The organism is Pseudoduganella lutea (genome assembly GCF_004209755.1).
In the GTDB taxonomy this organism is placed as follows: Bacteria; Pseudomonadota; Gammaproteobacteria; order Burkholderiales; family Burkholderiaceae_D; genus Rugamonas; species Rugamonas lutea.
The window spans coordinates 4,208,181-4,231,310 of record NZ_CP035913.1; the positions used below are offsets into that span (position 1 = coordinate 4,208,181).

Below are 23,130 nucleotides of genomic sequence, written 5' to 3' on the forward strand. Positions count from 1 at the left end.
TTTACTTCTTATAAAGATTATGTTGTTCAATATAGTCTAGCACCGGTGCGGGAATCGGCGAGCCGCTATCGTGCTGGTAGTTGCCCGCCGCCAGCGCCTGCCGGATGCGGGTCGATGAGATGTCCACCGCCAGGTCCGGGGCGATGCAGGTCTGCCCGGCCGGTCTGGCGCAAAGCTGTTCCGGCGCCACCAGTCGGCTCCGGAACTCGGCCGCCACGGCGGCCGGAATATCCGGGCCGTCGAGCATGAAGCCGGGGCGCGCCGCCACGCACAGATGTGCCAGCGCGAATAAGTCATGCCAGTCGTGCCACGTATCCAGCCGCTGCAGCTGGTCCGCGCCCATCAGGAAGCACAGCGCGGCATCCTGCCCCAGTTCGGCACGCAACGCTCGCAGCGTCTCGACCGTGTAGGTGGGGCGGCCCCGTTCGAGTTCCTGGCGGTCGATCACCACGCGGCAGGGCAGGTCCGCGAATGCCAGCGCGGCCATGTCCGCGCGTTGGTCCGGCGTTGCCACCAGGCTGCTCTTCTGCCACGGCACGGTGGGGATCACGCGCAGTTCGCTGGCGCCCAGCAGGCGCACGAACGTGGCAGCGAGCGCCACGTGGCCGTTGTGGATCGGATCGAAGCTGCCGCCCAGCAGCAGCACACAGGAAGACAAGGGTGCCGTCACGCGAGCCAGTCGCGGTGCGGCAGGAAATCGGTGTACAGCGCCGCTTCCGGCGTGCCGTCCGCCGGGTGCCAGTCGTAGCGCCATTTGACGACCGGCGGCATCGACATGAGGATCGCCTCGGTGCGCCCGCCCGACTGCAGGCCGAACAGCGTGCCGCGGTCGAACACGAGGTTGAATTCCACATAACGGCCGCGCCGGTAGGCCTGGAAATCGCGTTCGCGCTCGCCGTAGGGCGTGTCCTTGCGGTTCTGCAGGATCGGCAGGTAGGCGCCGATGAATCCGTCGCCCACGCTTTGCACCATGGCGAAGCTGGTGTCGAAATCGCGCTCGTTGAAATCGTCGAAGAAGATGCCGCCCACGCCGCGCGCTTCCTGCCGGTGCTTCAGGTAGAAGTACTCGTCGCACCACTGCTTGAAGCGCGGGTGCAGCTCGTCGCCGAACGGCGCCACCATCTCGCGGCAGCTGCGGTGGAAGTGGCGTACGTCCGCCTCGTTGCCGTAGTAGGGCGTCAGGTCCATGCCGCCGCCGAACCACCAGACCGGCGTGCCGTCCTCGGTCGACGTGGAGAAGAAGCGCACGTTCATGTGCACCGTGGGCGCGTACGGATTGCGCGGATGCAGCACCAGCGAAACGCCCATCGCTTCCCATGCGCGCCCGCCGATGCCGGGGCGGTGCGCCGCGGCCGAAGGCGGCAGCTTCGCGCCCATCACGTGCGAGAAATTGCAGCCACCGCGTTCCAGCACGTTGCCTTCCTCGACGAGGCGCGAGATACCGCCGCCGCCTTCGGGCCGCTGCCACGCGTCGCGCAGGAACGGTGTGCCGTCGGCTTCCTCGAGCGCGGCAACGATGCGCTCCTGCAAATCGACCAGCCAGGCCTTGACGGCTTCGGGATTCGGTGTCGTCATTGTGCTCGAGTCCCGGGCTCAGTGCTTCAGGCCGCGCCAGCCGATGTCGCGGCGGCACTGCATGCCCTCGAAGCGGATCTCGCCGACCGTTTCGTAGGCCTGCTTCTGCGCCAGCTTGATCGAGTCGCCCAGGCCGACCACGCACAGCACGCGCCCGCCGGAGGTGACCAGCTGGCCATCGACTTCGGCGGTACCTGCGTGGAACGTGACCGATTCCGGCGTTTCCGGCGGAATACCGTCGATGACGTCGCCCTTCACCGGATCGTCCGGATAGCCCGCCGCGGCCAGCACGACACCAACGGCGGTGCGGCGGTCCCATTCCAGGCCCACGGTGTCCAGCGTGCCGTTCACCGCGTGTTCCATCACCGACACCAGGTCGGTCTTCAGGCGCGCCATGATCGGCTGCGTTTCCGGGTCGCCCATGCGGCAGTTGAATTCCAGCGTCTTCGGGTTGCCGGCGGCATCGATCATCAGGCCTGCGTACAGGAAACCGGAGAACGGAATGCCATCCTTCGACATGCCCGCGATCGTGGGGTTGATGATCTCGCGCATCACGCGCGCATGCATGGCCGGCGTCACGATCGGCGCGGGCGAGTAGGCGCCCATGCCGCCCGTGTTCGGGCCCTGGTCGTTGTCGAGCAGGCGCTTGTGGTCCTGGCTCGTCGCCAGCGGCAGCACGTTCTTGCCGTCGCACATCACGATGAACGACGCTTCCTCGCCGGCCAGGAATTCCTCGATGACGATGCGCGCGCCGGCATCGCCGAAGCGGTTGTCCGAGAGCATGTGCTCGACCGCCTGGTGCGCTTCATCGAGCGTCATCGCCACGACCACGCCCTTGCCGGCGGCCAGGCCGTCGGCCTTGATCACGATCGGTGCGCCCTTGGCGTCGATGTAGGCATGGGCCTGCGCCGCGTCGCTGAAGGTTTCGTACTCGGCGGTGGGAATGCCGTGCCGCTTCATGAACGCCTTGGCGAAATCCTTCGACGACTCCAGCTGTGCCGCTTCCTTCGTGGGGCCGAAGACCTTCAGGCCGCGCGCACGGAACAGATTGACGATGCCACCGGCCAGCGGGGTTTCCGGGCCCACCACGGTCAGCGCGATATGTTCGCGGATCACGAACTCGGCCAGCGTGTTCAGGTCCGTGATCGGCAAATTCTGCAGGCGCGGATCGCGGGCCGTGCCGCCGTTGCCGGGGGCCACGTAGACGATCTGCACCCGTTCCGATTGCGCCAATTTCCAAGCCAGCGCGTGCTCGCGGCCGCCGGAGCCGACTACCAGGATTTTCATAAGGATCTTCGGTTGGTTTTTTGGGAAGCTGTTTCCGCATGCGCGCATGGTCGAACATCAGCACGAACAGATGCGCGAACACACGCATGAGGAAAGAACCTCGCAGACTGAAACAGCGGCCCGCGGGCCGCTGCTGCATCAGGTCTGCTGCATCAAGTCTCCATCGTCATCTGCCGGCCCGTGCCGGCCCGCGATCATTCCTCGATCACGGCGTTGGTATAAACCTCCTGGGTATCGTCCAGGTTTTCCAGCGCGTCCAGCAGTTTCTGCATCTTCACGGCGTCGTCGCCCGTGAACACGGTCTCGGTGGCCGGCTTCATCACGATCTCGGCCACCTCGGCCTTGAAGCCGGCGCCTTCCAATGCTTCCTTGACGGCGGCGAAATCGTTCGGCGCGCACAGCACTTCGAAGCCGCCTTCCTCATCGGTGATCACGTCTTCCGCGCCAGCTTCGAGCGCGGCATCCATCAGCGTTGCTTCGTCCGTGCCCGGGGCGAACAGGAACTGGCCGCAGTGCTTGAACAGGAACGACACGGAATTTTCCGTGCCCATGTTACCGCCGAATTTGGAAAATGCATGGCGCACTTCGGCCACGGTGCGCACGCGGTTGTCGGTCATGCAATCGACGATGATCGCCGCGCCGCCGATGCCATAGCCTTCGTAGCGTACTTCCTCGTAGCTTGCGCCATCTTCGCCGCCGGTGCCGCGCGTGATCGCGCGTTGCACGTTATCCTTGGGCATGTTGGCGTCCGCCGCCTTGTCGATCGCAAGGCGCAGGCGTGGATTCGAGTTGATGTCACCGCCGCCCATGCGGGCGGCAACGGTGATTTCCTTGATGAGACGTGTCCAGATCTTGCCGCGTTTCGCGTCCGTTGCAGCCTTTTTGTGCTTGATATTGGCCCATTTGCTGTGTCCAGCCATGTTCGGTCTTCCTTAGACGGTATGCAATCGAGGGCGGTATTCTAGCATACCGCCCCTTGCCGATCGCGCCGCCCGGGCCGGGGAAGGACTCCGTTCCCGCGCCTGGTTTATGCCGTGTAGAGCGTGTACTCGATGCCGGTCTGGATCTCGCCGATCACTGTCGCGCGGTTCTCGGCGCTCTGGGCAATGTGGTTCAGCACTTCCGCGCGCGACAGTCCACCTTCGAGCACGCCTTTCCAGTAGTCGAAGCCACCCTGGTCGTATGCACGGTCCAGGATGTTCGCATAAACGTTGGTCAGGAACTGCTCGTTCGTGGAGCTGGTGCCGTATTTCGCGATGAACTCGGGGCTGGCCATGAGTTCGCCGGCAATGAACGGAGCGCTGTAGTTCCGGTCCGACACGGAAATCCAGAAGCCCAGGCCGCCTTCGTCCGGCACGCGATCGAACGCGGCGCGGTACAGGCGGTAGATGTCGCCGGCACTGCCATTGATGTCGTAGGCGATCGCCCCGTCCGAGAAGCTCAGGCGCTCGACCGAAGCCAGGGTGTCCGACACCGACACGCCGGAGATCGACCTGACGCCGGCCGGCACGCCGTTCTGCATGGCCACCGTATAGTCGGACCGGGCTCCTGCATAGATGGCGGTGTCGTTGCCGGCGCCGCCTTCGATGCGGTTGGTACCGGCGCCGCCGATCAGCAGGTCGCTGCCGGAGCCGCCGACCAGCAGGTCGTTACCTTCGCCGCCATCGAGACGGTCGCCGATGAAGTCGAACCGGAAACCCAGCGGGGAGTTGGTATCGCTGTATTCGCCGCTGTTCACGTTGTCGTCGCCGCCGCCGCCGATCAGCACATCCGCGCCGCCCTGGCCAAAGAGGTGATCGGTGCCTGCGCCGCCGGTCAGTGTGTCGTTCGCGGCCGTGCCGCCCTGGAAGGTTGGTGAGTCTGCCATGATAGTTTCCTTGTCAATATAACATTACTTGTTTATCAAGGTTACAAGGAAAAAGCTGAGTTGTCGATGGCTGGCTTTCATTCGTGCGCGGATTGTTACGGTCAAGAAGGCGTCCACGGCGCCAGGGCAGGGGCCGGCAACGAGGTCGGTTTGCCCGTACAATGCCCCGATGGACAAAACCATAACGACCCCATCAGCGCCCTACCTGGGCGGACTGGCGCTGGCCATTGGTGGCGCCGTGCTGTTCTCGGCAAAGGCCGTTATCGCCAAGCTGTTGTATCGCTATCACATCGACGCTGTGACGCTGATCGCGTTCCGCATGCTGTTTTCGCTCCCCGTCTTTGCCGCCGTGGCGCTCTGGAAGATGCGGGGTGCCGCACCGCTGTCCACGGGCGACCGCTGGCGTATCGTGGGACTCGGCCTGGTCGGCTATTACCTGTCCAGCTTTCTCGATTTCCTCGGCCTGCAATACATTACCGTCGGCCTGGAGCGCCTGATCCTGTTTCTCACGCCCACCTTCGTGCTGCTGATCTCGGCCACGTGGCTGCGCCAGCACATCGGCCGGCTGCAATGGCTGGCGCTGGCGGTCTCGTATGCCGGCATCGTGCTGGTGTTCGTGCACGACCTGCAAGGCGGCTCAAACGTGCTGCTCGGTTCCGCACTCGTGACGGGGTCCGCCGCCGCGTATGCGGCTTACCTGCTGCTGTCCGGTGAAATGGTCAAGCGCCTCGGCGCGCTGCGGCTGGTGGCCTACGCGATGTGCGTGTCCAGCGCCGCCTGCATCGGCCAGTACTTCCTGCTGCGCCCCGCGGCGGGGCTCATCCAGCCGCTGCCCGTCTATGGCCTGTCGCTGATGAACGGCCTGCTGTGCACGGTGGCACCCGTGTTCATGACGATGACCGCCGTCCAGCGCATCGGCGCCGGCGCCGCTTCGCAGGCCGGCATGATCGGCCCCGTCTCCACGCTGTTCCTCGGCGCCGTCGTCCTTGCCGAACCCGTCACGAGCTGGCAACTGGCCGGCACCGCGCTGGTGCTGGCCGGGATCTACCTGCTGTCGAGTGCTAAAAAGGCTAATACGGCCAATATGGCCAATGCGGCAAAAACCAAGAATGGAACCTGAGATGAATGCTCCCCGGATTGCACTGATCGCCCATGACAAGAAAAAAGACGACATGATCGCCCTGGCCGGCGAATACGTGGATTTCCTGCGCCGTTGCACGCTGACCGCCACCGGCACGACCGGCGGCCGCCTGGTCGGCGAACTGGGGCTGGTGGTCGACCGCAAGCATTCCGGCCCGCTGGGCGGCGACCTGCAGATCGGCGCGATGCTCGTGGAAGACCGGATCGACGCCGTGATCTTCCTGCGCGACCCAATGACGCCGCAACCCCATGAACCGGACATCAATGCGCTGGTACGCGCCTGCGACGTGCATGACGTGGCATGCGCCACCAACGTGGCGACGGCGCACCTGGTGCTGTCGCAACTGCAGGCGGCAATGGCCGCATCGAACGAGGAGGCATGATGAGCAAGCCAATCGAAGGCAAGGCAATCAGGATGAGCCGCACCGGCGGCCCGGAAGTCATGGAATACGTGGACGTGGAAGTGGGCGCGCCCGGCCCGGGCGAGGCCACCGTGAAGCACGCGGCGATCGGCGTCAATTTCATCGATGTCTATTTCCGCACCGGCCTGTACCCGCAGCCGCTGCCGAATGGCCTGGGCATGGAAGGCGCCGGCACGGTGGAAGCGGTGGGCGAGGGTGTCACGCACGTGAAGGTGGGCGACCGCGTGGCCTACGCGGGCCGCCCGACCGGCGCCTATGCGCAGGTGCGCAACCTGCCCGCCAGCCTGCTGGTGGTGCTGCCCGACCATATCGCTTTCGATACGGCGGCGGCCATGATGTTGCAGGGGATGACGGCGCAATACCTGCTGCACCGCACCGCGCACCTGAAGCCGGGCGACACGATCCTATGGCACGCGGCCGCCGGCGGCGTCGGCCTGATCGCGTGCCAGTGGGCGAAAGTGCTGGGCGTGAACCTGATCGGTACCGTCGGTTCCGATGAAAAGGCGGCGCTGGCCATCGAACACGGCGCCGCGCACGTGATCAACTACAAGCGCGACAACTTCGTCGAGAAAGTCAGGGATTTGACGAACGGCGAGGGCGTGTCGGTGGTCTACGATTCGATCGGGCAGGATACCTTCTACGGCTCGCTCGACTGCCTGGCGCCGCTGGGGCTGATGGTCAGCTTCGGCAACGCCTCCGGCCCGGTGCCGGCATTCGCGCCCGGCGAACTGCAGTCGCGCGGCTCGCTGTTCCTCACGCGGCCCACGATGATGCACTACACGGCCAAGCGCGAGGACCTGGAAGCCACGGCCCGCTCGCTGTTCGGCGTGGTGGCCAGCGGCGAGGTGAAGATCGCCATCCACCAGCGCTATCACCTGCCCGACGTGGCGCAGGCCCACATCGACCTGGAGTCACGCAAGACCACGGGCTCCTCCATCCTCATTCCGCACTGACATGAGCAATCCGAACGAAGAAGACGACGGCAACCCGAAATTTGGCCGCCTGCTGGTGGGGCTGCTGCTGGCACTAGTGCTGGTCGTGCTGATCACCTTTGCCAGCGAAGCGATGTTTACGTAATGCCGTACAGTCAATCGTTGTGAATTTTTGAGTTGGCGTTCGAGTGCCTGGTGGTGGAGCAGGGGTTTCAAGGAGCACCGCTCCTTGCCTGCGTAACGGAGAGGGCCTGCAAGCCCTCTCTCCTTCCGGACATTTTTTCCGGGCGTTTCATCCGGAAAATGTGTCGGACACCGGTTCTCGACTCAAAAAATCTGCACATCATACGAAAACCGGTGTCGGACACCGTTTCCCTGCGGGAAAGGGTGTCCGACACCAATGTGCAAATGCCGACAGCAGCATCGAATGTTAGCAACTGAGCGGCATAAGGGGCCGTCTCTGGTCTTCTTACTGCAACTCCAGATCCACCTGCTTCGCCTTGCCGTTCTCGCCCGGGAACCCGGTGAAGGCGCTCTGCACGAGCAACGGCATGACCGATGGCGTGGACTGGCGCCGGCTGGTGTTCTGCACCGTCACGTCATACAGCTTCTTGCCCGTGTTGTCGGCGATCGACACGTTCAGCTTGCGCTCGTAGTTGTGCCGGATGACTTCCCGGTATTCGGTCGGACCATACATCCACGGGTCGTAGTAGGGACGGAACGCCCAGTACCGGTAGCGGTACCGCGAAGGGTAGAAGCCGCGGTGCGGCCAGCCGCCGCCGTACATGCCCCAGTAGGGGCCGCCGCCGGCCCAGAACGGATCGTAGGCCTGCAGCACCCGCGTCGGCCGGTCGATCGTGGAGAACGCCATGTCGACGCGCAGCTTTGCCTGCTCCGGCGCGCCCGCCTGGGTAAAGCCGAACTTCGACAATTCGTTCGCCACCAGGCCCTGGTAGCTGCGGTATTCCAGCGTGTCCTCGCTTGGCGCGGGCGTGCCGAACACATACGACTTGTCCTGCAGTTCCGCCGGCCACTGGTGGAATACCGTGACGTCGCTGCGGATGGTGGTTGCGCACCCGCCGAGAAGCAGGCTGGCTGCCGCGACAAGGATGGCGAAGGATTTCATGATCTACTCCCAGAAAAAGGTATTTCCCCACGTACAGTGTATGGCCGGTCCGCTTGCACGACTTAATTATTACAGAATCTTACGGCTGCGCGGAAAGCTGCAACGTTCCGCGATGGTGCCGCTGATGAATCGCGATCCATGGGCCCCGCTGTTGGTAAAATAACCTTTTGTCCGCAACGAAGGTACAGGCCCCATGAGAACCGACAGCCCGCAGACGATTTACCGCAAGGACTACACGCCGCCCAGCTACCTCGTCGAAACCGTGGAACTGGGTTTCGATCTCGACCCGGCCCGCACGATCGTCGCGAACCGGATCACGCTCCGGCACAATCCCGACAGCAAGAGCCGCGACATCGTGCTGCACGGTGAAGACATCGAACTGGTGGCGCTGAGGCTGAACGGTACCGAGCTCAACCCAGGTCAGTACATACTGGGGACGACCACGCTCACTATCAAGAAGGCACCGCTGAACGTGGTGCTGGAAATCGAGACCACCTGCACGCCGGAAAAAAATACCACGCTCTCCGGCCTGTACGTATCGAATGGCAGTTTCTACACGCAGTGCGAAGCGGAAGGTTTCCGCCGCATTACCTATTTCCCGGACCGGCCGGACGTGATGGCCGTCTTCACCGTGATGCTGCGCGCCAACAAGGAAAAGTATCCGGTGCTGCTGTCGAACGGCAACCTGGTCGAGGCCGGGGATCTCGACGATGGCCGCCATTACGCGAAATGGGAAGACCCGTTCAAGAAACCTTCCTACCTGTTCGCGCTGGTCGCGGCAAAGCTGGTCTGCCAGGAAGAAACGTTCAAGCTGGCGGACGGCCGCGAGGCGCTGCTGCAGGTGTGGGTCGAGGAGGGCAATCTCGACAAGACAGATTACGCGATGCAGTCGCTGAAGAACTCGATCCGGTGGGACGAGGAACGGTGGGGCCTGGAACTGGACCTGGACCGCTTCATGATCGTCGCCGTGGGCGACTTCAACATGGGCGCGATGGAAAACAAGGGCCTGAACATCTTCAACACCAAGTTCGTGCTGGCCAACCCCGCCACCGCCACGGACGTCGACTATGCCGGCATCGAAGCCGTCGTCGGCCATGAATACTTCCACAACTGGACCGGCAACCGCGTCACGTGCCGCGACTGGTTCCAGCTGTCGCTGAAGGAAGGCCTGACCGTGTTCCGCGACCAGGAATTCTCGGCCGACATGATCGGCACCGACAGCGGCCGCGCCGTCACGCGCATCGACCAGGTGCGCACGCTGCGCCAGGCGCAGTACCCGGAAGACGCGGGTCCGATGGCGCACCCGGTTCGCCCCGACTCGTTCGTGGAGATCAATAATTTTTACACGGTCACCGTGTATGAAAAGGGTGCCGAGGTGGTGCGCATGTATCAGACCCTGCTGGGCCGCGAAGGCTTCCGCAAGGGCATGGACCTGTACTTCGCGCGGCACGACGAGCAGGCCGTCACGTGCGACGACTTCCGCGCCGCCATGGCCTCGGCCAGCGGTCGCGACCTCACGCAGTTCGAGCGCTGGTACAGTCAGGCCGGCACGCCGGTCGTGACCGCGCGCGGCGAATACGATGCCGGTGCGCACCGCTACGTGCTGACGCTGTCGCAGCATTGCCCGCCAACGCCGGGCCAGCCGGAAAAGCTGCCGTTCCACATCCCGGTCGCCGTCGGCCTGCTGGCCGGCAGCGGCCGCGACCTGCCGCTGAATCCGAACGGCGACACCACCGTGGTGCTGGAGCTCACCGAAGCGGAGCAGTCATTCGCGTTCGACGGCATTCCCGAGGCACCGACCCCGTCGCTGCTGCGTGATTTCTCCGCGCCGGTGATCCTGGAATATCCGTACACCGACGAGGAACTGCTGCACCTGTTCCGCCACGACAGCGACCCGGTCAACCGCTGGGAAGCGGGCCAGCGCCTGGCCATGGACCGGCTGCTGAAGCTGACCGCCGCCGTGCAGGCGGGCGCACTGCTCGACCTGGACTACACGTTCGTGTCCGCACAGCGCGCGCTGCTGCTCGATAACACGCTGGAAGCGGCGTTCCGCGAGCAGGCGCTGATCCTGCCATCCGAATCCGTGATCGCGGACCAGATGGAAGTGGTCGATCCGCAGGCGATCCACCACGCGCGCCAGTTCATGCGCCGCACGATCGCCGTCATGCTGCGCAGCGAGCTGCTGAACGCGATCGCCGCCAACCAGACGCCGGGCGACTACAGCCCCGATGCCGTCTCGGCCGGCAAGCGCGGCCTGAAGAACCTGGCGCTGGCCTACCTGCTGGCCGCGCCGGATGCCTTCACACTCGACCTGGCGCGCCGCCAGTTCGACGAAGCCACCAACATGACGGACCGCGCATCGGCCCTGACGGCGCTGATCCACAGCGGCGCGGATGCCGATGAGCCGCTGCGGGCGTTCTACGACCAGTTCAAGGGCGAGGCGCTGGTGGTCGACAAATGGTTCGCGATGCAGGCCAGCGCGCCGACCACCAATGTGGCCCGCGTGCGCGAACTGATGGGGCATCCGGCCTTCACGCTGCGCACGCCGAACCGCGCGCGCAGCCTGCTGTTCAGCTTTGCCAACAACAACCCGGCGCAGTTCCATGCGAAGGATGGCAGCGGCTACGAGTTCTGGGCCGAGCACGTCATCAAGCTCGATGCGCTGAACCCGCAGGTGGCGGCCCGCTTCGCGCGCAGCATGGACCGCTGGCGCCGCTATGCGCCGGAGCTGCAGGCGCACATGCGCCACGCGCTGGAGCGGGTGGCCGGCGAACCGAAGCTGTCGAACGACGTGATGGAAGTCGTGTCGAAAGCACTCGCGAACTAAAGAATTTATTTGAAACCAAGGGAATCCATGAAACGTATCAGCCTCACCCAACACCTCGTCGAGGAACAGCGCCAGCACCACAACATCCCGGCCGAACTGCGCCTGCTGATCGAAGTGGTCTCGCGTGCCTGCAAGACGATCGCCCACTCGGTGGGCAAGGGCGCCCTCGGCGACGTGCTGGGCGCGCTCGAGAGCGAGAACGTACAGGGCGAAGTGCAGAAGAAGCTCGACGTGATTTCCAACGAGATCCTGCTGGAAGCCAACGAATGGGGCGGCCACCTGGCCGCGATGGCGTCCGAGGAAATGGAGACGATCCACCTGATCCCGAACCGCTATCCGAAGGGCGAATACATGCTCGTGTTCGATCCGCTGGACGGCTCGTCGAACATCGACGTCAACGTGTCGATCGGCACCATCTTCTCGGTGATCAAGGCGCCGGAAGGCATGGCCACGCCGACCGAAACCGATTTCCTGCAGCCGGGCAGCAAGCAGGTCGCCGCCGGCTACGCGGTCTACGGCCCGCAAACGATGCTGGTGCTGACCACCGGAAATGGCGTGAACTGCTTCACGCTGGACCGCGAAATGGGTTCGTGGGTGCTCACGCAGCGCAACATGCAGATCCCCGCGACGACGAAGGAATTCGCGATCAACATGTCGAACCAGCGCCACTGGCAGCCGCCGGTGCAGCGCTACATCGGCGAACTGCTCGCCGGCAGCACGGGCCCGCGCGGCACCGACTTCAACATGCGCTGGATCGCCTCGATGGTGGCGGACGTGCACCGTATCCTGAACCGCGGCGGCATCTTCATGTACCCGGCGGACGTGCGTGACCCGAGCAAGCCGGGCAAGCTGCGTCTGATGTATGAAGCGAACCCGATGGCCATGATCGTCGAGCAGGCCGGCGGCATGGCCACCGACGGCAAGCACCGCATCCTCGACATCCAGCCGCACACGCTGCACCAGCGCGTGCCCGTGTTCCTGGGCTCGCGCGACGAGGTGGCCGTGGTCACCGGCTACCACCATGAAGGTACCGCGTAAGTTTTTCGGAAAGAGACCCTAGTCAACTGTAAAACCTGTTGCTATAATGTGGCCTCTTTCGCAGCGCATCATGTGCGAAAGGCAAGGTTAGACCGCAGTACAGGTTTAGCCGCTGTAGCTCAGTCGGTAGAGCAGCGCATTCGTAATGCGAAGGTCACCAGTTCGATTCCGGTCAGCGGCACCAAAAAGTGAGAAGGGCCACCCAAATTGGGTGGCCCTTTTTGCATTGAAGTCACGAATTGCGGTGTGAACAATGCAGTCCGACTATTATTTTCATCGCCCTTCTCAGGCCTGCTCTGGTTTGCTCGCCGCGTTGAGCTTGAAGGTCGCCTGTTAAGTTCAGCGGCGAATCAGCGCTTTCGTAGCCTTAACACCAGTGCTGCGAGGACTGCCGAACCGATGAACGAAAAGACGATGATGTTATAAGCCTTGTCCAGATTCATGCCCGGATCGAAAAAGATTATAGAAACCCAGACAAGTACAGCTGTGGACAAGGCGACTCCAAGAGAAATACATGTGGATCTCATTTGAATGGCTCCGCAAGCGGACAATTGAAATACTGCCCGGCTCTGCTACCGCCAGCGCGTACAACTTCTTCGGCAAAGGAAGTGCAGTTATGAGCCACGGCGCCCCATAGCCACGGCTTTTGCATAAGTTCATGCAGCTTTTCATGAGAACCGTCAGGGTTAGGCAGCTTGATAAGCCAACGGCGAATTTCACGCTTGCCGTTTTCTCTCAAGTACCGAATATAGCTACTCTCAGGTATGAATCTAGGCAATTTATATGGGCAGCGATATGGACATACCAACTCCAACTTCCTCCGATGTGTAGTAGGGTATGGCCGCATGCGTTCACCCCGCTACCTGTCACAATAACAGCACAAACATGCTGGAAGTCGGAGACTTCAAGTGGGCAGACAATCATTGCTGCGCCCTCGTAAGGTTTAGACATATCGTCTCCGGTCAGCACACTTTATGGGCTGAACAATCCCAGCTACCGGAGGTATTGCCCTGCGTACCGCCCCGGATGCTTTGTTTTACGTAGTGCCACTTGATCTTCGCGTAGGCAAGCTGAATCCGTTCGACGATAATCCCACCCTCGCCACTGTCAGGGGCAATACCGGCAATGATCAAGTTTTCAAGTTCAATCTTGAAATATGGGATTGGCTTGCCGTCACCGTCAGCCCGCATGAACTCAAAATACGCCTTCGGAAGGGTCTTCCCGGCTGCACAGGTTTGCAGGAGAACAGGGGAAGCCAAGTCGGCGAGCTTGGTAAAGGTGATGGGGTACAGGTCCGCCCGTCCTGTTGTATGGCCCCCTGCCGTGGATAGCACCTTGGCTCTTGGCTGCTGGACTGCGTAGAGAACGCCCTGTACCTCGATCCAGTTTAGGTGCCGTTCGTCTTCTGATTCGCCATTGATGCCTTCGATCTTTAGATATGCGTCGCTTGCCATTTCTGCCTCCGCTGTCGGTTGAGCAAGTGGTGATTCTTGCTTGGGTGTACCGGGCGGAGCTTGGCTTGGAACAGAGAACGGGACGAGCAAGGTCAACGGGGATTTTCCCTGGAAAGTGACTGATACCGGCTACGTCGGTATCGCGCACAACCACCATATTTTTTCGTCAGCTGTCGATTTCGCAGGCACAAAGCTGCGGCCCAGCCGGTAGGAATCCTGGGTGGTATAGGACAGCGAACCCTGCACGTACCAGCTGCCCTGGTTGCTGCCGGCGTTCAGATAGGCGCTTTCGCCATTGCCATGGCCACCACGGCCCCTCGTCAGGCCCGCGTCGGCGTCGTCTTCGAACGCGAGGACAGGCCGGCGGCTCACCAGGTTGGTGGCGCCGCCCAGGGTGTTGGCGCCATACAGGGCGGAGCTGTAGCCCTTCGCCACGTCGATGCGGGCCAGGTCGAACGTGGTGAAGCGGCCCATGTCCGCATAGCCATCGTAGAGCACGTACACGGGAATGCCATCGACGTACACCGGCACCTGGCGCAGGTTGAAGCCGCGTACCCACAGCATCAATTCGTTGCGCTGGCCCTGCTTGGACAGGCTCACGCCAGACAGCAGGTCGATGGCCTCGCCGGCATTGACACGGTCATGGCGGCAGATCTCGTCGGCGGAAATACTGTCGCCAACCTGGCTGGGAGCATGCGGCAATGTCGCGGTGCCGATTTCGCCAAGGATGAAGACACGGGGCGTTTCCGCCGAGGCGGAGGCAAGGACGAAGGCGGCGGCAATGCCGGCCGAAAGAGGGAGCAATTTCATGGCGTCTTGTGAAAAAAGAAACCGTGATATATATCGATATATAGCGGTGTCAAATTCCAAATAGCGCTGCAGTCGATACGTGACAGCCGCAAGCCGCTCAGGCTGACACGGAGAACCACGAACGCAGGGGCAGGGTGGCCGAGAGACCCCATCAAGAATTTTCTCAAAAGCATTGTTTTTGCTATAATGCAAATCTTCGTGCGGGATCTTTCCGTCATGCGCACGCCAAGACGGCGGTGCTGTAAATTCGTTACAAATATCCCCCAAGTTAGTGACTATTAGTGAGAAATTCCCGTAGGGATACGTTTACAATAGCCCCCGTTTGCCTGCGCAGCAGGCTCATCAGTTTCAGGAGGAGACGTGTCCCCCCCGGTCCATGACGCGGCGTTCGCGATCTCCCGTTTGTCGGCGGAATTCACCGACAGGACGATCGAAGCGCATTTCAGCCATCATCTGCTGCCGCAGACGAAGATACAGCTGCGTACCACGCTGCTGTTTTGCGCTGCCGTTTACCTCGTCTTCGCGATCACCGACATCCTGGCGCTCGGCCTTACGCCCGTGGCGCTGGCACTGTTCGGCTGCCGCATCGCCGTGGCCGTGGTGGCCCTCGCCAGCTGCGTCACGAATCACCTGCATCCCCATTCCGTCGGCCGCGTCTACCTTACTGCCAGCATCACCGAGATCGTCGGCATGCTCGCGTTCGCGCCGATCGTGCTGGCCCGGCCCGACGAATTGCCGTGGCATTCGATGTCGATGGGGCTGATGGTGCTGGTGGTGTACCTGTACATCCCGAACCGCCTCGTGTACGCGCTGGCCATCGGGGTCATCTCCACGCTCGTGTTCATCGTGATGGCGCTGCTGGTCGGGGAACTGAGCGGCAAGGAACAGCTGACGATGGTGATGCTGCTGTCGCTGGCGAACTGCTTCGGCTACATTGCCGCGCGCCGCTACAGCCTGATCCGGCGCGAGGAATTCCGTGTGCAGTCGGTATTGAAGAATCTTTCCGAGCGCGATCCGCTGACCGGTTGCCACAACCGGCGCTACCTGCAGCAGGAACTGCTGAACATGGAACTGTCGCGCGCGCGGCGCTTCCGCCTCAGCCTGGCCGTGGTCGCCTGCGACATCGATTACTTCAAGTCCGTCAACGACACGTATGGCCACGCGGCCGGCGACCGGGTGCTCGTGGAATTCGCGGCGCTCCTGCGCGGCATGATCCGCGAAAACGTCGACAGCCTGATCCGCTTCGGCGGCGAGGAATTCCTGCTGGTGCTGCCCGAAACCGACCTGGCCGGTGCCATGCACCTGGCCGAGCGCATGCGCGCGGCATTGTCGGCCGCGGTAACGGAGATCGCTCCCGGCAAGACGGTGGGCGTCACGGCAAGCTTCGGGGTTACCTCCGTCAACTTCGCCAGCGTCGTCGCGCGCTTCCCGCAGGAAGCCGTGATCGAACTGGCCGACCAGTTGCTGTACGCGGCCAAGCACGACGGCCGCAACACCGTGAAGGCGCTGGAATTCTACGGCCGCCCCGGCCTGCACGTGGCGGCCCGCGCGGCCGGCTGAAGAACAAACGGCCGTGCAGCGCTTGTTTTCGTGTCGGGAAATGCGCGGCGGTCAGTAACTCGTCAACGCGCTCGGCTGCCCACCCTTGAACGTGAAGATCGTCACCGGCGACGCCTTCATGTCGCCCTTGGCATCGAACGCATACGTGCCGGCCACGCCCTGGTACGAGCCGGCGGAAATCGCGGCGCCCACTTTCGCGGGTTCGACGGAGCCCGTCTTCTGCATGGCCTGCGCGAACAGGTTGACGGCGTCGTAGTACGACGCGGCATACACGTCCGGCTCTGCGTTGAAGCGCTTCTTGAACTTGGCCTTGAAGCCCGGGCCGCTGGCGGCCTTGTCGAGCAGGGCGCCGCCCTGCGAGCACAGCACGTTGGCGCCGACGGCATCGCCGCCCAGCTTGCCCATCTCGGCCGTGCAGATCGTGTCGCCGCCCAGCAGCCTGGCCTTGATGCCCAGCTGGCGGATCTGGCGCGCCATCGGGCCGCCCTGCGGCGCATAGCCACCGAAGAAGATCGCTTCCACGTTCTTCGGGCGCAGCTTCGTGAGGATCGAGGTGAAGTCGACCGCCTTGTCGGTCGTGTATTCGTGGCCGGCCACCGTCATGCCTGCGGCGCGTGCGGCTTTCTTGAATTCCTCGGCCAGCCCCTGGCCGAACGCGGTGCGGTCGTCGATCACCGCCACCGTCTTCAGCTTCAGTTCCTTTGCCGCGTAGACCGCCATCCGCGAACCGAGCTGCGTATCGCTGGCGTTGACGCGGAACAGGTTTTTATAGCCCTGCTGCGTGAGTTTCGGATTGGAGGCCACGCTGGCCACCACCACGCCGGCATTGGCATACACGCGCGAAGCGGGGATCGCGACGCCCGAGTTGTATGGGCCAACCACATAGCGCACGCCACCGTCGGCCAGCTTTTGCGCGACGTTGACGCCGGCCTTTGGATCGCCCTGGTCGTCTTCCGACACCAGTTCGAACTTCACCTTCTTGCCGGCGACGGTGATCGGGCTGGCGTTCAGCTCCTCGATCGCCAGCCGCACGCCGTTTTCATTGTCCTTGCCGGAAAAGGCTTGCGCGCCGGACAGCGGGCCGCTGTGGCCGATGCGCACCACGGTGTCCTGCGCCGCGGCGCCGACGGTCATCGTGGCCAGCGCGAGGGCGCCGGCCAGGTTTTTGGTCTTCATTCGAACGTCTCCCGTCGTTATAGTCGAGTCCGGTGAATTATCCACGTTCTCGCGGCGGGAGCAAGCGATGCGATGGCTCCGCTCAGACCGGCGGCACGGTGCCCGTCCGGGTAACCGGCCGCACCGCCGGGTTGATCTCGTTGCGCGGCGGTGGCGCCGAACCCGCGTTCGGGCCGCCGCCAATGCCGCCGGCCAGGTACTGCGCGGCGATGGCCGCGGCCGTGGATGGGTCGGCCGCGTTCGGCGCGCGCGCGGCATTGTTCGCGGCAGCCCCCGCACCTGCCGCGCCTGCTGCACCTGCATCGGTACCCGGCGTGCCCGGCGCCGTACCGGCCGGAGCCCCCGTTGCCGATGGGGTGCCGCCGGCCGTGGTACCCGCTGCCGGATTGGCCGGCGTGCTCAGCGAAGCCTGCGCGGCCGCCGCCGTATCCGCCGCCGCCTGCGCAATGGCGGCGCCATCGGCGGTGGCCGCCGCAGCAGCGGCGATCTGCGCGTCGGCCGCGGCGCCTGCCACGGCCTGCTCGTTCGCCATGCCGGCCAGCGCCGTCGCACCGGTGGCGGTGCCGCGGCCTGCCGCCGCTGCCGCCTGTTGCGTGCGCAGCGCCACGCGCTGCTGGTCGAGAATCGTCTGCGCGCGTTCCGCACCCTGTTCCTGCAGCACCCGCAGCGCATCGCGCCGGCGCGCGTTTTCGGCCTCGGTCAGCTGGGCCGCCTGGCGGGCGTCATTGGACTGCTGGATCGCGGCCTGCCGTGTCGCTTCCTCGCGCACCTGCACGAGGCGCTGTTCCAGCAAGGTGTCCTCCTGTACCGCCTGCGTCTGCTGCGTCGCGATGCGGCGTGCTTCGAGCAGGCGGTCCTGTGCCAGGCGGTCGGTTTGCACCACCGTGTCCTGGCGGGCTTCGTCGAGGCGGTCGGCCAGCCGCTGCGCGGCCGCGTCTTCCTCGCGCGTGGTGGTCAGCTGGCGCGTCGCGGCGGCCCGCAGTTCCTGCAGCCGCTGGTCCTGCGTGACGACATCCTGCTGTTCGGCCAGCGCCTCGTTCGCGGTCTGCCGTGCCAGCGCCAGGCGGTCGGCCGCCGCCCGTTCCTGCTGCGTCAGTGCCGCGCGGTCGCGGTCGAGCCGTGCCGCTTCGTCGCGTGCCACTTCCTGGCGCCGCGCTTCGGCATTGGCGGCCACCGCCGCGCGCTCGGCGGCAAAACGCTCCGCTGCCAGCTGGCGGGCCAGCGCATCGGCCCTGGCCTGGTCGGGCGACGTGGTAGCGGCAGGCGGGGTCTGCACCGGGTTGGCCTGCGCTTCGCCCGTGGCGCCTGTCACGCGCGTGGGAGGCGGCTGCACCGCATCGCTCGCGGCCTGCCGGGCGTCGGCCGTTTCGGCTGCCGTCGTTGGCACGGGGTTGGCAAGGGCTTGCGGCGCATAATTAGGGACTTGCTGAGTGGGGACTTGCTGAGCCGGGACCTGCTGCGCGGGTGGTTGTTGCGTCGGCACCTGTTGCGCCGGCACTTGCTGGGGTAGCGCCTGCAGCGTCGGGCTTTGCTGCGCCAGCGCCTGCTGCGATACCGGCTGCTGCGATACCGGCTGCGCGGGTACCTGTTGCGCGGGTATCTGTTGCGGCACTTGCTGCGCTGCGGCCTGCTGTGCCGGGGCCTGTGCCGCGGCATTGGCCGGCAGTGGGTCAGGGGCCGCTGGCTGCGCACCGATCGTCAACTGCGCATTCTGTTGCGGCGCGTTGGCCGGACCGAGCGCGCCGCTGGCGCTGTTGTTGGCCTGCGCGGCCGTCAGCTCGGCGGCCTGGTTGTTCAGCATGGCCGCCGGCGTTCCGGAGCTGGCGATCTGCGGCGCCTCGGGCTGGCGCCCGGCGCCGCTGGCTGGCGCGTTGGCATCGTCGGCCGCGTCGTCGGCATCGCCGGCCGGGGCATTCTGCTGGTTCGGCTGCACGGCCGTATCGCGCAGCGCATTGCGGAACGCCGCGTCGCTGATCTCGCTCGGCGGCAGGTTGGTCGTGGGTGGTGGCTGCAGCGTGTTGCCGTCCGGGCCGATGGCATCCTGCTCGTGCGCCAGCGCGCTGGCCACTTCGTCGAAGCTGCCGGCGGCGCGCGCCAGCGTCTGCAGCGTGCCTTGCCGGTCGGCCTCGAACGCGGCCAGCAGCCGGCGATTGTCCACCGCGAGCATGTCGCCGTCGTCGCCCAGCAGCGAAGGCTCGAGGTCGATCCCCAGCTGCGCCAGCCCGGCGCGCTGTTCGGCGAAGGTTTGCGCCAGGCGCCCGGCCAGTGCACTGGCCGGCAGCGCTTCGCCGGAGGGCGGCGCCAGCGTGTCGACGGCGCGGCCGATGTTGAACGCTTCGACCAGTTCGCCAGCGGCGGTGCCCAGCTGTTCCAGGTCCGTATCGGTGATGCGCGCGCCGCTCGCGGCCGCCAGTTCGCCCAGCCGTTTCTGCGACAGCGCGAGCGTGCCCATGAACTGGCCGAGCGACGACACATCCACGTCGGAGCTCGGCGGCACATCCTGGCCCACGGGCGCCACACCCACGCCGCCCGTGCCGAACAGGGTGGACATGCCGGACGGTTCAGTCACAGAAGAGATTGGAAACATGGCGCACCTCCGATGCTTGATCCGGGCAGCATGCCATAACGGGCGCGCGGATGGCGCACCGGCCTGCTGCCCGACGTTAGCTCTTTGCTGCTCGACGTTAGCTCTTTGTTATGCACCGCACTGTGCAACCGTGTCGAACGGCCTATCGTTGGTCCTGCACACACCAACCAAGAGGATACCGATCATGGACAACGAAAAATCGACCATCAATGCGACGGGCACCGTGACGCCAATCGGCAATAACAACCGCACCGACGCCCTTAACACGATCGACAAGGCCGCTGACAAGGTACAGCCGGCCGCCGACAAGGCTGCCAGCGCCGCGCACAGCGCCGTCGACAAGATCGCCGACAAGGTGCCGGCCGCCGCCGAGAAGGTGCACAGCACCGTCGAGAAGCTGGCCGAGAAAGTGCCTGCCACTACCGACCGCCTGGTGGGCAAGGCCCACGACACCGTGGAAAAAGTATCGGCCAAGGCCGGCGCCGTGTCCGAAGTGCTGAGCCAGAAAGCCGCCGACCTGAACGTGGCCTATGGCCGCCTGGCCGAAACGGGTCGCAGCTATGTGCGCAAGAGCCCAGGCACGTCCGTGCTGGTTGCCCTGGCCGCCGGCTACGCCGTGTCGAAGCTGCTGGGTTCGCGCCGCCATTGATCGATCGCTGCTGCAAGGGTTTGCAGCACTGATGGCCCGCCGTCCGCTTCCCCTTGCGGACGGCAACGCCCGGTCGTGCACCCGCACGTCCGGGCGTCTTTGCGCCCGCTCCGTGCCGTTCACGGGATGCTGGCGCGGCATTCCCATAATTTTCAAGGAACCTAATGTCCACCAAACCTAGCAGTCAGTCGTCCGGCGTCGATGGCGCCGGTTCCATTCTCTCCACTGTTTCCGGTCCTTCCAACGCAGCCCCGCCCCAATCGCTGGGCAACAACAATCCGCAGGGCGACGTGCTCCTTGAAAAACAGGTGGGCGGCATGGACCTGGCCGCGCGCACGCCCTACAACGCCAACAAGCCGGGCGAATACGGCGACGCGGCGCGCACGCCGCAGCAGGGGCAGGTCGCCAAGTCGTCGACCGACATCGCGAGCGCCAGCACGGCCGCCGAGAATATCCCTTCGCCAAAGACGGGCAACGGCCAGCCGCCCATTGGCGTGAACAACACCAATGCGCCACTGGACCGCGTGCGCGCCGATTCGAACGGCCAGATGCTGACCACGAACCAGGGCGTGCCGGTGGCGAACAACCAGGATTCGCTGAAGGCGGGCCTGCGCGGGCCCACGCTGATGGAAGACTTCATCCTGCGCGAAAAGATCACGCACTTCGATCACGAGCGCATTCCCGAGCGCATCGTGCACGCGCGTGGCTCGGCGGCGCACGGCTATTTCGAAAGCTACGAGGACCTGTCGGACATCACGCGCGCCGCGCCGTTCGCACAACCCGGCAAGAAGACGCCGGTGTTCGTGCGCTTCTCCACCGTGGCGGGCGAACGGGGCTCCACCGACACGGCGCGCGACGTGCGCGGCTTCGCGGTCAAGTTCTATACGGACGAGGGCAACTGGGACCTGGTGGGCAACAACATTCCCGTGTTCTTCATCCAGGATGCGATGAAGTTCCCCGACCTGGTGCATGCCTTGAAACCCGAACCGCACAACGCGATGCCGCAGGCGGCCAGCGCCCACGACACGTTCTGGGATTTCGTGTCGCTGATGCCGGAATCGATGCACATGCTGATGTGGGCGATGTCCGACCGCGCGATCCCGCGCAGCTACCGCATGATGCAGGGCTTCGGCGTGCACACGTTCCGCCTGGTGAACGCGGCCGGAGAATCGGTGTTCGTCAAGTTCCACTGGACGCCGCTGCAGGGCACGCACTCGCTGGTGTGGGACGAAGCAGTGAAGATCAGCGGCGCCGACCCCGATTTCCACCGCCGCGACCTGTGGGAAGCCATCGAGGCCGGCGAATTCCCGGAATGGGAACTGGGCCTGCAGGTATTCACCGAAGAGCAGGCCGACAGCTTCGAGTTCGATGTGCTCGATGCCACCAAGATCGTGCCCGAGGAACTGGTGCCGCTGCGCACGGTGGGCAAGCTGGTGCTGAACCGCAATCCGGACAATTTCTTTGCCGAGACCGAGCAGGTGGCGTTCTGCACGGCCCACGTGATTCCCGGCATCGACTTCACGAACGACCCGCTGCTGCACGGGCGCATCCACTCGTATGTGGACACCCAGCTGTCGCGCCTGGGCGGGCCGAACTTCCACGAGATCCCGATCAATGCGCCGGTCGCGCAGGTGCACAACAACCAGCGCGACGGCATGCACCGCCAGACGATCAACCGCGGTCGCGTGTCCTATGAACCGAACTCGCTGGGCGGCGGTTGCCCGTTCCAGGGCGGCCGCATGGGCTTCACGAGCTTCCCCCAGCAAACCTTCGTGGAAGACAAGGTGCGCGGCAAGCCCGAGCTGTTCGCCGACCACTATTCGCAGGCCCGCCTGTTCTGGCAGAGCCAGACGCCGGTCGAGCGCGCGCACATCATCGGCGGCTTCCGCTTCGAGCTGACGCGCGTGACCGTACCGGCGATCCGCGAGCGCACGCTGTCGATGCTGGTCAATGTCGATGCCTCGCTGGCCAACGCCGTGGCTTCCGGCCTCGGCATGGCGGTGCCGGATCCGCAACCGCTGGCGACCACGCGGCCGTTGCCCACGTACCGCACGTCGCCGGGGCTGTCGCTGCTGGCGCGGCCAGGGCAGGTGGGCATCCACACGCGCCGGGTCGCAATCCTCGTTGCCGACGGCGTCGACGCGGCCGGCGTGCGCACGATCTACGCATCGCTGCTGGCCGATGGCGCGGTGCCGCGCGTGGTCGCCTCGCGCCTGGGCCAGGTTACCGGCGCCGATGGCGATACGCTGGACGTGGAAATTTCGCTCGAAGCCGGGCCATCGGTGATCTATGACGCCGTGGTGGTGCCGGCCGGCGAAAAATCCGCGCAAACGCTGGCGGCGGACGCCAACGCGCTGGACTTCGTGCGCCTGCAATACCGCCACTGCAAGCCGATCATGGTGGTGGACGCCGGCGCGCAACTGCTGGCCAGCGCCGGCATCCCCGCCACGCTGCGCGACGGTTCGCCGGACCCGGGCATCATCGGCGCCCAGCCGGTCGACGCCGCCGCCGCGCTGGCCGCGTTCAAGGCAGCGCTGGCGCAGCACCGTGTGTGGGCGCGCGAGAGCGATCCACCCGTGGTGTAAGCCCATCCACCACCCCGGCAGGGCTGTAGCTCTGCCATAGGTGGTGCCCGGCCCGGTTGCATGCGCCACGCGCGGCAGCCGGGCTTTATCATTCG

Annotated in this window: 19 protein-coding genes and 1 tRNA gene; 10 read left to right on the forward strand and 10 right to left on the reverse strand. The window is 64.7% G+C overall.

Annotated elements, in window-relative coordinates:
• Window position 1: 1 nt before the first annotated feature.
• The 5 genes from EWM63_RS17900 to EWM63_RS17920 all read right to left on the reverse strand — a co-directional run bounded on the left by EWM63_RS17900 (window position 2) and on the right by EWM63_RS17920 (window position 4,729).
• A complete protein-coding gene (locus EWM63_RS17900) occupies window positions 2–670 on the reverse strand; it encodes a nicotinate-nucleotide adenylyltransferase (protein WP_229487357.1) in 669 nt (222 codons plus the stop codon).
• On the reverse strand, window positions 667–1,575 hold the full coding sequence (hemF, locus tag EWM63_RS17905) for an oxygen-dependent coproporphyrinogen oxidase (RefSeq protein WP_130187750.1): 909 nt from the start codon (window positions 1,573–1,575) through the stop codon (window positions 667–669). The genes EWM63_RS17900 and hemF overlap by 4 nt, the downstream gene beginning before the upstream one ends.
• Window positions 1,576–1,593: 18 nt before the next feature.
• Window positions 1,594–2,862, reverse strand: coding sequence for a phosphoribosylamine--glycine ligase (purD, locus tag EWM63_RS17910; protein ID WP_130187751.1), 1,269 nt, complete (start codon window positions 2,860–2,862; stop codon window positions 1,594–1,596).
• 194 nt (window positions 2,863–3,056) lie between these two features.
• The gene (locus tag EWM63_RS17915) at window positions 3,057–3,782 is read right to left on the reverse strand and encodes a YebC/PmpR family DNA-binding transcriptional regulator (protein WP_130187752.1); all 726 of its coding nucleotides are present in this window, start codon (window positions 3,780–3,782) and stop codon (window positions 3,057–3,059) included.
• Window positions 3,783–3,889: 107 nt separating this feature from the next.
• On the reverse strand, window positions 3,890–4,729 hold the full coding sequence (locus EWM63_RS17920; protein WP_130187753.1) for a DUF4214 domain-containing protein: 840 nt from the start codon (window positions 4,727–4,729) through the stop codon (window positions 3,890–3,892).
• 169 nt (window positions 4,730–4,898) lie between these two features.
• Between EWM63_RS17920 and EWM63_RS17925 the strand changes: the two genes are divergently transcribed.
• Genes EWM63_RS17925 through EWM63_RS32840 form a run of 4 tightly spaced genes read left to right on the forward strand, consistent with a single transcriptional unit; the run spans window position 4,899 to window position 7,368 of the window.
• On the forward strand, window positions 4,899–5,849 hold the full coding sequence (locus EWM63_RS17925) for a DMT family transporter (protein WP_130187754.1): 951 nt from the start codon (window positions 4,899–4,901) through the stop codon (window positions 5,847–5,849).
• 1 nt (window position 5,850) lies between these two features.
• Window positions 5,851–6,252 carry a methylglyoxal synthase gene (locus EWM63_RS17930; protein ID WP_130187755.1) on the forward strand — a complete coding sequence of 134 codons (402 nt, stop codon included), beginning with the start codon at window positions 5,851–5,853 and terminating at the stop codon, window positions 6,250–6,252.
• Complete coding sequence (locus tag EWM63_RS17935) at window positions 6,252–7,244, forward strand: quinone oxidoreductase family protein (protein WP_371861248.1); 993 nt, start codon at window positions 6,252–6,254, stop codon at window positions 7,242–7,244. Before EWM63_RS17930 ends, EWM63_RS17935 begins: the two co-directional genes overlap by 1 nt.
• A gap of 1 nt (window position 7,245) precedes the next feature.
• Window positions 7,246–7,368 carry a hypothetical protein gene (locus EWM63_RS32840; protein WP_259772484.1) on the forward strand — a complete coding sequence of 41 codons (123 nt, stop codon included), beginning with the start codon at window positions 7,246–7,248 and terminating at the stop codon, window positions 7,366–7,368.
• Window positions 7,369–7,692: 324 nt separating this feature from the next.
• Here the strand turns inward: EWM63_RS32840 and EWM63_RS17940 are convergent, their stop codons facing one another.
• Window positions 7,693–8,349, reverse strand: coding sequence for a DUF4136 domain-containing protein (locus EWM63_RS17940; protein WP_130187756.1), 657 nt, complete (start codon window positions 8,347–8,349; stop codon window positions 7,693–7,695).
• A gap of 193 nt (window positions 8,350–8,542) precedes the next feature.
• Here EWM63_RS17940 and pepN point away from each other — a divergent pair, with 193 nt between their 5' ends.
• The 3 genes from pepN to EWM63_RS17955 all read left to right on the forward strand — a co-directional run bounded on the left by pepN (window position 8,543) and on the right by EWM63_RS17955 (window position 12,398).
• Window positions 8,543–11,176 carry an aminopeptidase N gene (gene pepN / locus EWM63_RS17945; protein WP_130187757.1) on the forward strand — a complete coding sequence of 878 codons (2,634 nt, stop codon included), beginning with the start codon at window positions 8,543–8,545 and terminating at the stop codon, window positions 11,174–11,176.
• Between the two features lie 27 nt (window positions 11,177–11,203).
• Window positions 11,204–12,214 carry a class 1 fructose-bisphosphatase gene (locus tag EWM63_RS17950; RefSeq protein ID WP_130187758.1) on the forward strand — a complete coding sequence of 337 codons (1,011 nt, stop codon included), beginning with the start codon at window positions 11,204–11,206 and terminating at the stop codon, window positions 12,212–12,214.
• A 108-nt stretch (window positions 12,215–12,322) separates the two neighbouring features.
• Window positions 12,323–12,398: transfer RNA gene (locus EWM63_RS17955), tRNA-Thr, on the forward strand.
• Between the two features lie 778 nt (window positions 12,399–13,176).
• On the opposite strand, the gene EWM63_RS17960 is transcribed toward EWM63_RS17955, so the two are convergent.
• On the reverse strand, window positions 13,177–13,668 hold the full coding sequence (locus tag EWM63_RS17960; protein WP_130187759.1) for an Hcp family type VI secretion system effector: 492 nt from the start codon (window positions 13,666–13,668) through the stop codon (window positions 13,177–13,179).
• 129 nt (window positions 13,669–13,797) lie between these two features.
• The gene (locus EWM63_RS17965; RefSeq protein WP_130187760.1) at window positions 13,798–14,478 is read right to left on the reverse strand and encodes a TonB-dependent receptor plug domain-containing protein; all 681 of its coding nucleotides are present in this window, start codon (window positions 14,476–14,478) and stop codon (window positions 13,798–13,800) included.
• Window positions 14,479–14,838: 360 nt separating this feature from the next.
• Between EWM63_RS17965 and EWM63_RS17970 the strand changes: the two genes are divergently transcribed.
• The gene (locus EWM63_RS17970; RefSeq protein ID WP_229487359.1) at window positions 14,839–16,038 is read left to right on the forward strand and encodes a GGDEF domain-containing protein; all 1,200 of its coding nucleotides are present in this window, start codon (window positions 14,839–14,841) and stop codon (window positions 16,036–16,038) included.
• 51 nt (window positions 16,039–16,089) lie between these two features.
• Here the strand turns inward: EWM63_RS17970 and EWM63_RS17975 are convergent, their stop codons facing one another.
• Together EWM63_RS17975 and EWM63_RS17980 are read right to left on the reverse strand one after the other, a co-directional pair.
• A complete protein-coding gene (locus tag EWM63_RS17975) occupies window positions 16,090–17,214 on the reverse strand; it encodes a branched-chain amino acid ABC transporter substrate-binding protein (RefSeq protein WP_130187761.1) in 1,125 nt (374 codons plus the stop codon).
• An 82-nt stretch (window positions 17,215–17,296) separates the two neighbouring features.
• The gene (locus EWM63_RS17980; RefSeq protein ID WP_130187762.1) at window positions 17,297–19,765 is read right to left on the reverse strand and encodes a coiled-coil domain-containing protein; all 2,469 of its coding nucleotides are present in this window, start codon (window positions 19,763–19,765) and stop codon (window positions 17,297–17,299) included.
• A gap of 220 nt (window positions 19,766–19,985) precedes the next feature.
• Here EWM63_RS17980 and EWM63_RS17985 point away from each other — a divergent pair, with 220 nt between their 5' ends.
• Together EWM63_RS17985 and EWM63_RS17990 are read left to right on the forward strand one after the other, a co-directional pair.
• Window positions 19,986–20,450 carry a hypothetical protein gene (locus EWM63_RS17985; protein WP_130187763.1) on the forward strand — a complete coding sequence of 155 codons (465 nt, stop codon included), beginning with the start codon at window positions 19,986–19,988 and terminating at the stop codon, window positions 20,448–20,450.
• A gap of 164 nt (window positions 20,451–20,614) precedes the next feature.
• Window positions 20,615–23,035: a catalase gene (locus tag EWM63_RS17990; protein WP_130187764.1), complete on the forward strand. Its 2,421-nt coding sequence runs from the start codon at window positions 20,615–20,617 to the stop codon at window positions 23,033–23,035.
• Window positions 23,036–23,130 lie beyond the last annotated feature (95 nt).

What these genes read in the sequence shown, in the direction of transcription:
- EWM63_RS17930 (WP_130187755.1), top strand. Translation starts at nt 5,851, where the DNA reads ATGAATGCTCCCCGGATTGCACTGATCGCCCATGACAAGAAAAAAGAC.
- EWM63_RS17985 (WP_130187763.1), top strand. Translation starts at nt 19,986, where the DNA reads ATGGACAACGAAAAATCGACCATCAATGCGACGGGCACCGTGACGCCA.
- EWM63_RS17980 (WP_130187762.1), bottom strand. Translation starts at nt 19,765, where the DNA reads ATGTCCACCCTGTTCGGCACGGGCGGCGTGGGTGTGGCGCCCGTGGGC.
- EWM63_RS17925 (WP_130187754.1), top strand. Translation starts at nt 4,899, where the DNA reads ATGGACAAAACCATAACGACCCCATCAGCGCCCTACCTGGGCGGACTG.
- EWM63_RS17940 (WP_130187756.1), bottom strand. Translation starts at nt 8,349, where the DNA reads ATGAAATCCTTCGCCATCCTTGTCGCGGCAGCCAGCCTGCTTCTCGGC.
- EWM63_RS17965 (WP_130187760.1), bottom strand. Translation starts at nt 14,478, where the DNA reads ATGAAATTGCTCCCTCTTTCGGCCGGCATTGCCGCCGCCTTCGTCCTT.
- EWM63_RS17920 (WP_130187753.1), bottom strand. Translation starts at nt 4,729, where the DNA reads ATGGCAGACTCACCAACCTTCCAGGGCGGCACGGCCGCGAACGACACA.
- purD (WP_130187751.1), bottom strand. Translation starts at nt 2,862, where the DNA reads ATGAAAATCCTGGTAGTCGGCTCCGGCGGCCGCGAGCACGCGCTGGCT.
- EWM63_RS17915 (WP_130187752.1), bottom strand. Translation starts at nt 3,782, where the DNA reads ATGGCTGGACACAGCAAATGGGCCAATATCAAGCACAAAAAGGCTGCA.
- pepN (WP_130187757.1), top strand. Translation starts at nt 8,543, where the DNA reads ATGAGAACCGACAGCCCGCAGACGATTTACCGCAAGGACTACACGCCG.
- EWM63_RS17975 (WP_130187761.1), bottom strand. Translation starts at nt 17,214, where the DNA reads ATGAAGACCAAAAACCTGGCCGGCGCCCTCGCGCTGGCCACGATGACC.
- EWM63_RS32840 (WP_259772484.1), top strand. Translation starts at nt 7,246, where the DNA reads ATGAGCAATCCGAACGAAGAAGACGACGGCAACCCGAAATTTGGCCGC.
- EWM63_RS17935 (WP_371861248.1), top strand. Translation starts at nt 6,252, where the DNA reads ATGAGCAAGCCAATCGAAGGCAAGGCAATCAGGATGAGCCGCACCGGC.
- EWM63_RS17950 (WP_130187758.1), top strand. Translation starts at nt 11,204, where the DNA reads ATGAAACGTATCAGCCTCACCCAACACCTCGTCGAGGAACAGCGCCAG.
- hemF (WP_130187750.1), bottom strand. Translation starts at nt 1,575, where the DNA reads ATGACGACACCGAATCCCGAAGCCGTCAAGGCCTGGCTGGTCGATTTG.
- EWM63_RS17960 (WP_130187759.1), bottom strand. Translation starts at nt 13,668, where the DNA reads ATGGCAAGCGACGCATATCTAAAGATCGAAGGCATCAATGGCGAATCA.
- EWM63_RS17990 (WP_130187764.1), top strand. Translation starts at nt 20,615, where the DNA reads ATGTCCACCAAACCTAGCAGTCAGTCGTCCGGCGTCGATGGCGCCGGT.